At 44.3% G+C, this 11,958-nt stretch carries 10 protein-coding genes; 6 read left to right on the top strand and 4 right to left on the bottom strand.

What is annotated here, in order from left to right; all coding sequences use genetic code 11:
• Positions 1–882 carry a DUF6502 family protein gene (locus ACINWC323_RS05485; RefSeq protein ID WP_009514217.1) on the bottom strand — a complete coding sequence of 294 codons (882 nt, stop codon included), beginning with the start codon at positions 880–882 and terminating at the stop codon, positions 1–3.
• A gap of 49 nt (positions 883–931) precedes the next feature.
• A complete protein-coding gene (locus ACINWC323_RS05490; RefSeq protein WP_009514336.1) occupies positions 932–2,173 on the bottom strand; it encodes a cupin-like domain-containing protein in 1,242 nt (413 codons plus the stop codon).
• Between the two features lie 134 nt (positions 2,174–2,307).
• Here ACINWC323_RS05490 and ACINWC323_RS05495 point away from each other — a divergent pair, with 134 nt between their 5' ends.
• The gene (locus tag ACINWC323_RS05495) at positions 2,308–3,882 is read left to right on the top strand and encodes a PT dipeptide repeat lipoprotein (RefSeq protein WP_009514205.1); all 1,575 of its coding nucleotides are present in this window, start codon (positions 2,308–2,310) and stop codon (positions 3,880–3,882) included.
• Positions 3,883–3,941: 59 nt separating this feature from the next.
• Here the strand turns inward: ACINWC323_RS05495 and ACINWC323_RS05500 are convergent, their stop codons facing one another.
• Entirely contained in the window at positions 3,942–4,877 is a 936-nt protein-coding gene (locus ACINWC323_RS05500) for an LpxL/LpxP family acyltransferase (RefSeq protein WP_009514208.1), read from the bottom strand.
• Between the two features lie 203 nt (positions 4,878–5,080).
• On the opposite strand from ACINWC323_RS05500, the gene ACINWC323_RS05505 reads away from it, so the two are divergent.
• Together ACINWC323_RS05505 and ACINWC323_RS05510 are read left to right on the top strand one after the other, a co-directional pair.
• Positions 5,081–5,623 carry a DUF4334 domain-containing protein gene (locus tag ACINWC323_RS05505; RefSeq protein WP_009514300.1) on the top strand — a complete coding sequence of 181 codons (543 nt, stop codon included), beginning with the start codon at positions 5,081–5,083 and terminating at the stop codon, positions 5,621–5,623.
• Positions 5,624–5,755: 132 nt separating this feature from the next.
• A complete protein-coding gene (locus ACINWC323_RS05510; protein ID WP_009514280.1) occupies positions 5,756–6,283 on the top strand; it encodes an O-acetyl-ADP-ribose deacetylase in 528 nt (175 codons plus the stop codon).
• Between the two features lie 59 nt (positions 6,284–6,342).
• Here ACINWC323_RS05510 and ACINWC323_RS05515 read toward each other — a convergent pair whose 3' ends face one another.
• Entirely contained in the window at positions 6,343–8,256 is a 1,914-nt protein-coding gene (locus ACINWC323_RS05515) for an ATP-binding cassette domain-containing protein (protein ID WP_009514131.1), read from the bottom strand.
• A 32-nt stretch (positions 8,257–8,288) separates the two neighbouring features.
• Between ACINWC323_RS05515 and ACINWC323_RS05520 the strand changes: the two genes are divergently transcribed.
• The 3 genes from ACINWC323_RS05520 to topA all read left to right on the top strand — a co-directional run bounded on the left by ACINWC323_RS05520 (position 8,289) and on the right by topA (position 11,889).
• On the top strand, positions 8,289–8,534 hold the full coding sequence (locus ACINWC323_RS05520) for a SlyX family protein (protein ID WP_005280646.1): 246 nt from the start codon (positions 8,289–8,291) through the stop codon (positions 8,532–8,534).
• Between the two features lie 232 nt (positions 8,535–8,766).
• On the top strand, positions 8,767–9,216 hold the full coding sequence (locus tag ACINWC323_RS05525) for a hypothetical protein (RefSeq protein ID WP_004774271.1): 450 nt from the start codon (positions 8,767–8,769) through the stop codon (positions 9,214–9,216).
• Positions 9,217–9,249: 33 nt separating this feature from the next.
• Complete coding sequence (gene topA / locus ACINWC323_RS05530; RefSeq protein ID WP_009514124.1) at positions 9,250–11,889, top strand: type I DNA topoisomerase; 2,640 nt, start codon at positions 9,250–9,252, stop codon at positions 11,887–11,889.
• Positions 11,890–11,958 lie beyond the last annotated feature (69 nt).

The raw sequence follows: 11,958 nt of genomic DNA, 5'->3' as shown, positions 1-11,958 counted from the left end.
TTATTGATCCTTAAAGAGATAAGGCACTTGCAGTTTTATCTGGCGATCATATTGATACACGCCAAAACGGAACTGATAGGTCGCCTCTGCTTGGTTCTGGTCGTGTTCGCAATGATGGATGGCAGCATTTAATAATTGTTTTGCCATGTCTTGCCACAGGTCGAGACTGAGTTGTCGAAGTGCTTCCACCGACTGGGCAGTCAGTTTCTCGGCATGGACGGCCTGTTCCAGATGAGTAAACGGTTTTTCACTGATAAAGTTATCAATTCCGGCTGCTAAATGGTCAGTCAGGTTGGCAGAGAAGAGCGCTTTACTCTCTTGCATTTGATTATCCGGTGTAAAGCTATTTTGCTGCAAAATCACCTGCTGGTCTTGTTGTTCAACCACACCTAAACGTTGCAGTTCAAAAAGAATCGAACGCGGATGCTTTTCAGTCGAGATATGCTTAACCAGCGCTTCAAAGCTATCGGTTTCACCAGAAACCGGAATCTGATGGGGAAGATCCAGGGCAATCCAGCGTGCAATGACGCGGGCCGGAACGCTAATGGCAAAATTGGGTGCTTCGCTGGAAGTTTGAGTGGCCTGTTGCCGAAACGCACTGACATCCTTACGGTGTAGACCGGATAGTAAACTGACCGCTGAATCGGTTTTATTCTGTTGAATCCGGTCGAGTTCTGCGAGTGCCTGTTGATAAAAGATGGGTTTCAAGGCAGCAACAAAGTCGGTATAGCCTACCCCTGAATGAATTAACCAGCGCGCAATATGCTGCATCATTGGAAAAATGCTTTCCAAAGTGGTTTCTGCCTGCTGGGCAATGATGCCCTGGGTATTGTCGGCAGATAATTCGTTTTCGGTCATGAGCGGATGGGTTGGTTTTACCATTAAAGCACCTGAAGAGTTGAAGCAGGATCAGTCATTGTCTGATCCGGTATTAGCTATAGCTGGACGTGGGAAATGATTCAGCGCCAGTATTGTCGATATTAAAATGGGTAAATGACACACTGATAGAGATATCCAGACTCTCGACACAATGCCACCAGCCGAGAGGAATAAATAAAGCTTCACCTGGTTCCAGAATGCATTCGATTGTGCTGCTTAAGGCAAAGTCTGGAAACGATTCTGTGATATCGGGTTGATAAGGATTGGCAACTTTGCTGAATACTGCGACATCATTATATAAATTGGCAACTTGTAGCGCCGGAATTAAGGTGACTTTTTTACGGCCGTAAATTTGAACCAGAATATTATTGGTCAAATCATGGTGTAGAGGGGTAAATGCACCTTTGGGTCCAAACCAGATAAAGCTGCGATCATAGACCTGACGATGATCTGTATAGCCATGGAAATGATCAATGTCCTGAAATAATGCGGCTAAGCAGGACTGGCTGGCTTTGGCATTGTTGGCCGTCATGTAAAAATTATTCGAGTGAGGGGTGTGTTCAATTAAATCGACAAATTCCCGCATCAACATCTTGGTTTTATGTTGCACCGAGTTGCGTTCAAATAGGGGATCCTGTTCACGGTTAAACTGTACTTCAATTTCCTGATTTCCCACCGTTTTTTTGAAATACTGCGGTGACCACTTATGTAATGCAGGCCAATGATCGATTGAACCTGTGAGCACCACAGCTAAGTTCCGGCTGTAATACGCTTGAATGAATTGCTCGAATGAGGGGAGCGCGATACGGCTCAAGGACTGATAGTCAGGATTTAAACGGGCAAAATGGTCGAGCGTGTGGAGCAACCAGTTTCTTTTCTGCACTAAAAAATGCTGTTCTTGAGCGATTTGAAAATAAGGATGCTGTTTTAACTGCACCAGCTCGAGGGCGATATCAATTTCACTTAAGCCTTGTTGTTGCAAGCTTTGATAAATATAGGTTTGATCTGCTCCATTCAACACCGCCTGCGCCAGCCATTTTTTTTGCTGGGGATTAAAAGCACTGCTCAGTTGGGCCTGTTTTTCTAATGCGATCTGTTCGAGTTGATGATAGTGCTGTGGATCCAGCGACGTCTGGGGTGCAACATTTTTGTCCAGATCAATTAAGCCTTCACGTCGTAAAATCCTGACGAGATCATTGGGATGACAGCCGCGTTCTAAATTTTCTTCTAGCCACTGCTGCCATTCTTGAGGTAAGGCATTGAGTTGTCTGGCTAAGTTTTCTTGTGTATCCATACATTCAGCCCATCAATAAATTATTTTTGACCTTTCGTTATTAATTTACGCACAAATATATTTGCACTCAAGCAAAAAAGTGTTAAATTTTCACATCTATAAATATGTGAAAAAATCACACAGAGGGTAAAATAATGAAAAATATATGGACACAATTCGCACTGAGCATGACTTGTGCAGTACTAGTCGGCTGTGGCTCGGATCATGATTCCGATTCAACACCTACACCGACTCCAACCCCAACGCCTACACCGACTCCAACCCCAACGCCTACACCGACTCCGACTCCAACCCCAACGCCGACACCAACTCCAACACCGACTCCAACACCAACGCCTACACCGACCCCAGTCGTGGCTGACCGCTTTGTTGGTTCTTGGCTAGGCGGCCTTTGCCATAACGGTGCACGAACAAATTTAACCGTGTATAAAACTTCAGATAATAGTGTTCGCTTTACCACTGAAAAACGTCAGTTTGAAAAAGAAGATTGTACTGGGGCTGTGATTAAGAACTATGTGGTTGCCAATGAGGATGCCTTGCTTACCGAGATTGCGGCTACACAAAGTAGTGGTACGACGACCATGAACCGAGCAAAAAACAGTGATAAGTTTAGGCCGAATGGATCGATTTATAGCTATGGTTTTAAAGCAGATGCAATGTGTGAATTTCAAAATGGCACAATCACGGTGCAAGAAGTACAGTCCATTATGGATGCTATTGATCCATCGAGGACCGTAACCTGCTATACCCGTACCAATGTTGAGGGCTATAGCTTATTTAAACCGACTGTAAAAAAAGCCACCGCAAGCTATCGCCTATTAGACAACCAGAGCTCTCTCGAGAATTTCCTGACGCAAGCCAATGAGCAGGGGCGTCAGGGCTTTGCCTTAGTCAGTCACTCTCTGGATGTAAAAAAGCCCAATAGTGATTTCCCTGAACCTAAAAATTTATATATTAAAAATAATGCTTCGACCGATAGCTATAGTTATAAAATCGCTGATGTCACCACCAATGTAGTAGCCAATGTTTATCTGTTCTGGTTAGCCGAAATTAAAAAACAAGGCGTTGCAGGCTTCGCGTATAAGTCATCATTGGGTGAGTCACCAAGCTATACTTATAAATATTTATTTGTTAAAAATGATAAAAAACCAGCAACTTATAGTTATGACAACCGCTTCTTGACCGATACCAGCCGCGCTAATATTCTGGCCGTATTTAACCAGCTCGGGGCTCAGGGCTGTAAGTTAATTTATGCGGGCAGTACCTTTACCTATAACGGTACAACCAATGGCACGTTTTATGTACCCACCTGTGTAAACAGCAGTACTCATAACGGTACTTATAGTTATCGCTATTTTGAAATGCCAAAAACGGAAGCAGGATTCTATGATGACAATCCAACCAAGCTAGACCTGTTACTCAAACAGCAGGCCGCGGAAGGCTATCACCTGATTGATAAGGATAATGCAATTGCATTCTTTAACACCAAAGGCTATTTATTTGAACGTGATAGCAGCAGCACAAGCAATATTGAATCCAAGGTCTTTAACGAAGATGCAATTTATAAACTGGATCTTGCGAGCGAGGTACAAAACCGATTACAAGATCAGGGTAATCTTGGCTGGTTTATCAATGTGAAATTAGGCTCGGTTTATAGTAACACCCCAACCTATTACGATTTAAGTTCAGGCGTGATTTTCCCGAATTAAGTCTTGTTGTTTTATTAAAGAAAGAGCCGATTCATGTATATGGATCGGCTCTTTGTTGCTTAGTAAATTTTTTCGTAGCCTTCGGCTCTGGTTTTAAAACGGCGGTGGAACCACATCCATTGCGTCGGTGCGATACGTAATTGAGCTTCAATAATCTGATTGACCCGAATCGCATCACCCACTTCATCTTCGCTTGGCATATTGTCCACAATCGGTTCAATCAGGACTTTATATTGTGGATTACGGACATCGCCGTAGCGATAAAAATACAGCGGAATTGCCACCGCTTTTGAAATTTTGAGTAAACGGCGATGTGCCGTGACCGTTGCTGCGGGGACACCAAAGAAAGGGGCCATGACACCTTGTTTTAAACCGAAATCCTGATCCGGGCTATACCAGATGGCGCCACCGTCTTTAAGGCGACGGATCAAGCCGCGCATATCATCATGATCGATCTGGTGCTGATAAATAGTGGCACGGCAACGATAAATCAGCATATCCAGCATAGGATTGTTTTGTGGTCGATACACCACATCCGGCTCAAAATACTGGGCACAGATATAACCGCCGGCATCAAGCAAGGTACTGTGCGTACCCAATAACAGGATGCCTTTGCCTTGAGCCTTTGCTTCAGTGATATGTTCTAAACCTTCAATGCTATGACGGCCCTTAAACCATTGCGGGCAGTACCAGGCATTCAGGGTTTCAAACACTCCCAGCATCATATCAACAAAAACCTGCTTGGCCTGAGTTTCGACTTCCGCAGGCGACCATTCTGGAAAACACAGTTCCAGATTGCGAAGCGTGGTTTTTCGGCGCGACTTGAGCAGATGCCAGAATAAGCCTGCTAAGCCATGGGCCAAGCGCCACTGGATTGCCCAAGGGAGAATGGCCAATAACATAAGGAAAAAAATGGCGATCCAGATTTTCCAATACTTGGGTAATAGAAATTCCCATTGAAATTCGCCAGGAATATAAGACTGCTTTTGACTCATAAACTTAGTAGAGTAAATAATGTTGAATTTTGGAGCAGTGTAACATGAAGTGCGCCTGAGAATATGCCCACACGCTTTGGTTCGGCTGCTACTCGACGGAAAATGAATGAGAGTTTTTTGCTTGTTGTACTGCTGTAATACAATGAGCTCATACCTGACTTAATTAAGATTAAGCCCCATACAACAAAAAAAGGTGAAGGATGATGAATATTCAGGAAATATCACAAGGAAAGAAAGTCGACGCTCAGCAAATGATCGAGTTTTATGATCAGCTAGAGGAAATAGACTGTGCATTTATGTATGGTCGCTGGAAAGGATATGAGGTCATCACTGGGCATCCAATGAATGGTCTGTTAGCGCAGGCAAACTGGTATGGAAAATTATTGATAGATCAGGAAACGGTCTATCCCCTAGTGTTGCTGAATACCAAAAAAACAGCGTTATTTTTCATTGATCCAAAGTGGCTGCCTTTAAATCTGGATTTTAAATTCTTGAAAAAAAATGCCAAGTCTCTGGCTGGTGGCTTGAAACTTCTAAAAACCAAAGACAGTAAGGCCCGTTTAAGAATGACTGAGTTTCGAGGGAAAATATCGGCCACGATGATTTATGATGAAAAGCCGATACACGATGTGTTTCGAAAAATAGATGAGAATACCGTATTGGGCTGGATGGATATGAAACAGCAGCCCCAGCCTTATTTCTTTATTCTGCAACGCGATGATAATAGCTCGCTTGGTTTTGAGTGAGTTCATGCTCTACAAGAATTTACCTGTTGCGAATTGAAGCTTAGATCAAATTGTCTCTACACTTTTAAATCTAAAAGATAAAGCGCATGCTTTTATCGATAGGCCAATCATTATTTCGATCAGGAGATCAGGGTGAAAACGATAAACATCATCCAGGGAGATATTACTCAGATTGCCGTAGATGCGATTGTAAATGCAGCGAATACTTCATTGCTTGGTGGCGGTGGTGTAGATGGTGCAATTCATCGAAAAGGCGGCGCCGAAATTTTAGCGCAATGTCAAAAAATACGGGCAAAACAGGGTAGTTGTGCGGTTGGTGAGGCGGTTATAACCACTGCCGGAAATTTGCCTGCAAAATATGTCATTCATACCGTTGGACCCACTTGGGTCGATGGCCAGCACGATGAAGCGTTATTGCTGGAAAATGCGTATCGGAATAGTTTTAAACTGGCTGAAAATTTGCAACTACAAAGTATGGCATTTCCGAATATTTCTACAGGAATTTATCGTTTTCCTAAACAGCTGGCTGCTCAAATTGCGTTAAAAACAATTGCTGAACAATTAAAACAGAGTCAGTTTATAACAGATGTCATTTTTGTCTGCTTTGATGATGAGAATTTTAATATTTATCAGTCATTAAAAGAGAATCTTAAGATTTAATCTTCGATTTGATTTTAAATAGAGCATCCATCCCGAACAGATAGATGCTCACTGGTTATTTAATTGCCTTTGCTGAGATTTTCCAGCTCATCCCAACGTTCCAGCTTTTCTAGCAATAACTCGTCAATTTCTGCGAGACGCTGGCTGGCTTGAGTCGCTGCATTGGTATCACTGACAAACCATGAACCATCCGCCAGTTTCTCTGATAAGGTGGCTTGTTCAGTCTCCAATGCTTCAATTTCAGCAGGCAACTGTTCAAGCGCACGCTGATCTTTATAGCTGAGTTTTACTTTCTTCGGTGCAGTAGCGTTTGCAGCTGCGGCAGCCGCTTCAGCTTTGGCTTGTGCTTTTTTTACATCACTTTTCTGATCAACGACTTTCTGGTCTGGACGTTGTTCTAGATAGTCCTGATAGCCACCGATATATTCATCAATATTACCTTTGCCATCAAATACCCAGGTTGAGGTCACAACGTTATCCATAAAGGCACGGTCATGCGAGATCAGCAGCAAGGTACCTTTGTATTCCGATAACATTTCTTCCAGCAACTCAAGCGTCACCATATCCAGGTCATTGGTTGGCTCATCCATCACAATCAGGTTGGATGGCTTGAGTAACAATTTTGCGAGGAGAATACGGTTGCGTTCACCACCAGAAAGCGCTTTAACAGGGGTGCGGGCACGTTCTGGAGAGAACAGGAAGTCTTGTAAATAGCTATAGATATGACGGCGGTTACCATTCACATCGACAAAGTCTGAGCCTTCTGAAACGTTAGCCATCACGGTCTTTTCCAGATCGAGTGCATTACGTAATTGGTCAAAATAGGCGATTTCAAGTTGGGTACCGGTCTTGACTGAACCGCCATGCTCGATTTCACCCAGAATGGCTTTGATTAAGGTGGTTTTACCGACACCGTTGTCACCGACCAGACCGATCCGGTCGCCACGCAACACGATGGCAGAGAAATCTTTAATCAGGGCTTTGCTGTCGTAACTCACACTCAGGTTTTCAATTTCAAACACCAGCTTACCAGAGCGATTGGCTTCCTGGGTTGCCATGCTGACCTTGCCTTGTTGTGAACGACGTGCCTTAGACTGTTCACGCAAGTCTTTCAAGGCACGAACACGCCCTTCGTTACGGGTACGACGTGCTTTAATACCTTGACGAATCCAGGCTTCTTCTTCAGCTAACTTTTTATCGAATAGAGCATTCTGCTTTTCTTCTGCTTCCATTTGCTGTGCTTTGAGGTCGAGATAACGTGAGTAGTTCCCTTCGTAGCTCCGCAAAATACCACGATCCAGCTCGACAATACGGGTCGCGATACTGTCAACAAATGAACGGTCATGCGAGATAAATAGTAGGGTCAGGTTATTCTGATCCAGTAAGAATTTTTCGAGCCATTCGATACTTTCAACATCGAGATGGTTAGTGGGTTCGTCCAGTAACAGAACATCGGGTTGAGTCAGTAAAGCGCGCGCCAACAGTACGCGACGTTTACGTCCGCCAGATAAATCTGCCAAGTCAGCATTCGGATCAAGTCCCATTTTACTGAGAATCGAGTTGACCTTGTTTTCGAGCGCCCAGCCATCGAGCTGATCGAGTTTGTGCTGCAGCATGCCCATACGGTCACAGGCTTCCATATCGCCCAGTACGCAGGCATCGCTGGCTTCATGATATTCTTTTAAAACATTGGCAGCTTCGCCAGCACCCTCGGCCACGATATCTGCAACTTTACCCGAGTCCATCGGGACGTCTTGGGCTAACATTGAAACAGTTAAACCGTTTTGAATGGAAACTTCGCCGTTATCCGGTAACAGGCTTCCCTCAATCAGTTTTAATAAAGTAGACTTACCTTCGCCATTACGACCAATTAAACAGACTCGTTCGCCACGTTCCAGGTTAAAGTTCGCGCCGTCGAGTAAGGCAGGTCCGCCAAATGCGAGATGGACATCCCTTAAAGTAATATAGGCCATAATGTTTCCTAAAAGTTCAGATGAGGTCTGAAATGACTAAACCACAAAATTTTGATGATCACGCGTCATTTTCCGCACCCATTGAAGATTTGCAAGTCCGAATTGCATTTTTAGATGATTTAGTTGAACAATTGAATCAACAACTGGCACTTCAGACCCAAGAAATAGCCGATCTAAAAAAACAGATGCAACTGTTATATCGTCGGGTTGAATCATCGGATTTATCGGACGGGATTGCGCCTTTTGATCCGATGAGTGATAAACCGCCGCATTATTAAGCGATTTGCCATCATAAAATACCTGTTGAATAGAGATTCAAGAATCAGAGATGTATTTATTGTGTATTTCTGGCATTCATCATATTTTAAACTTTAGAAAAATAAGGTTAGATAACTGCGATCTCTTCAAGTTTGAATGATAAATCAAAGCCTTGAAAGTCGACTGTAAGGAAAGCTTGCCTTTTGGATTCAAGTTATGTAACGCTAATAAAAGGACATTTTGGGCAACTTTATGAGTAATATTGGAATTTGGATCACAGTTGCGATTGTACTGTTTGTACTTGGCTCGATTTTTGGCTTACGTGTCAGTCCCCGAGAAAAAGCATTGGGCATGATGCGCGATCAGGCACGAAAAATGGGCTTGCATCCACGTTTAATCGCCGCACCAGAATGGACGAAAATTCCAATGGCATCAGAAAAGCGTGCCAGCATGGTGGCTTATTATAGTGTCCTGATTCCAGATGCCCGCCTGCCGCTTATGCGTGCAAGAGTGGTGGATGGCAAGCTTCAGGTCGTGCAAGGTGATCAGAAATTTAATGATTTAACCATTGCATTAAAAGGAGTTTATGCTATTGATATGCAGGCAAACTGTGTTGGGCTATATTGGGATGAAGAAACTGACTTAAAAGCCACACAGCTTGAACAGATAAAAACTTATTTACATGAATTGGCTCAACGCTAATTTATTGATTGAACACAGGAAAAACGATTTATTATGGCGAAAACTCCACGCTCTGCTTCAGAAAGCACAGCAGCTTCCGCGTCTGCTGCAAAGAAACGTGCCTTAGTGATTGTGGAGTCGCCTGCAAAAGCGAAAACAATTAATAAATATTTAGGCTCACAGTTTGTGGTGAAGTCATCGGTCGGTCATGTCCGTGATTTACCGACAGGCGGCGGAGCGAAGTCTAGCGAAAAGAAGCCGGCAACGCGTGTCAAGCTGACTGAACAGCAAAAAGCGGAAAAAGCCCAATCTGCGCTGATTAACCGTATGGGTGTTGATCCGGAACATGACTGGATTGCACATTATGAAGTGCTGCCCGGCAAAGAACATGTGGTTGCCGAACTGAAAAAACTTGCCAAAGATGCCGATGCAATCTATCTCGCAACGGATTTGGATAGAGAAGGGGAAGCGATTGCCTGGCATTTAAGAGAAGTGATTGGTGGCGATGACAGTCGTTACCATCGTGTGGTCTTTAACGAGATTACCAAAAATGCCATTCAGGAAGCTTTTAAACAGCCAACACGCCTCGATTTAAACCGTGTTAATGCACAGCAGGCACGTCGTTTCCTTGACCGTGTGGTGGGCTTTATGGTGTCGCCATTGCTGTGGGAAAAGATTGCCCGTGGCTTATCGGCAGGCCGTGTACAATCGGTTGCAGTCAAACTGGTGGTCGAGCGTGAACGTGAAATCCGTGCCTTTATCCCGGAAGAATACTGGCAGGTGTTTGCAGATACCTTGTCGAAGAAAGATGACATTCGTCTGGAAGCGGTGAAACAAGCAGGTAAGACGCTTAAACTCAAGAATAAAGCCGAAACCGATGCGTTATTGAACGTATTAAAAGATGCCGAATATAAGGTGGCATTACGCGAAGATAAACCGACCAAGGTCAATCCAAGTGCACCGTATATCACCTCAACCCTCCAGCAAGCAGCAAGTACCCGTCTAGGTTTCTCGGTGAAGAAAACCATGATGCTGGCACAGCGTTTGTATGAAGGTGGTTTTATTACCTATATGCGTACCGACTCAACCTTCTTGAGTGATGACGCGGTGAATATGGTGCGTAATCATATTCAGCAAAATTTTGGTGAAAAATATGTGCCGGCCAAGCCAAACCGTTATGGCAATAAAGCAGGTGCGCAAGAAGCCCATGAAGCGATTCGTCCATCCGATGTCGGATTGACGGGTGACAAACTTGCGGGTGTCGAGCGTGATGCTCAGCGTTTATATGATTTGATCTGGCGTCAGTTTGTCGCTTGTCAAATGACACCAGCAGAATATTTATCTTCGACTCTGACGGTTGAAGCGGCAAATGTTGAGTTAAAGGCAAAAGGCCGTACTTTAGTCTTTGATGGTTTTATCCGTGTTCGTGGTGCCAACAAATCAGATGATGATGTTCTGCTGCCAGCCGTAAAAGTAGGCGAAGTGCTCAAGTTAGAAAAGCTTGATCCAAGCCAGCACTTTACCAAACCACCTGCACGTTTTACCGAAGCATCTTTAGTAAAAGAACTTGAGAAAAAAGGCATTGGCCGTCCATCGACCTATGCGGCGATTATCTCAACGATTCAAGAACGTGGTTATGTCAAACTGGAAAACCGTCGTCTCTTTGCCGAGAAGATGGGTGAGATTGTGACGGATCGTCTGGATGAAAGTTTTAATAACCTGATGAACTATGCTTTCACCGCAGATTTAGAAGGTCAGCTTGACCGTGTAGCGACAGGTGAGCGTAACTGGAAAGAGCTGTTAGACACTTTCTACGGTGACTTTAAAAAGCGTTTGACCAATGCACAAGGCGAAAGCGGCATGCGCCGTAACCAGCCGGTTGAAGTGCCAGATGTACCATGTCCTGAATGTGCGCGCCCGATGCAGGTACGTACCGGAACAACAGGCGTATTCCTGGGATGTTCAGGTTATAACCTGCCACCAAAAGAGCGTTGTAAGGGTACACTGAATTTAACACCAGTTGAGTCTTTAGCTGCATTGTCGGATGATGATGGTGCTGAAACCGCTGACTTGATGTCGAAACATCGTTGTCCTAAATGCGGTACGGCGATGGACAGCTATGTGGTTGACGGGGGGCGTAAATTACATGTCTGTGGTAATAACCCGGATTGTGATGGCTACGAAGTCGAAGAAGGTGAATTCAAGATCAAGGGCTATGATGGCCCAACCATTCCATGTGATAAATGTGATGGTGAAATGCAGTTGAAAACTGGCCGTTTTGGTCCGTATTTTGCCTGCTCAAGCTGTGACAATACCCGTAAGGTCTTGAAGAGTGGTCAGCCAGCACCTCCACGTGTTGATCCGATCAAAATGGAACACTTGCGCTCAACCAAGCATGATGATTTCTTTGTATTGCGTGATGGCGCGGCTGGTTTATTCCTGGCTGCAAGTAAATTCCCGAAAATTCGCGAAACACGTGCCCCGAAAGTGGCTGAGTTACGTAGCGTTGCGGAACAGCTTGATCCGAAGTATCAATTCCTGCTGCAAGCGCCAGATGTTGATCCTGAAGGCAATCCAACCGTGGTGAAATTTAGTCGTAAGAACCAGTCACAATACGTAGGTTCTGAAACGGCAGAAGGCAAACAAACCAAGTGGAGTCTGGTGTTCCAAGACGGAAAATGGGTTGAAGCTTAAACATTCAGATTTAAAAAAATGCTAGCACTTGCTAGCATTTTTTATCGCATCAAGAAAAACAACAACGAT

It is taken from the genome of Acinetobacter sp. WC-323 (genome assembly GCF_000314615.1).
GTDB classification, from domain to species: domain Bacteria; phylum Pseudomonadota; class Gammaproteobacteria; order Pseudomonadales; family Moraxellaceae; genus Acinetobacter; species Acinetobacter courvalinii.
Note: the sequence above shows the minus strand (reverse complement) of the source record. Positions and strands in the feature narration are given on the sequence as shown.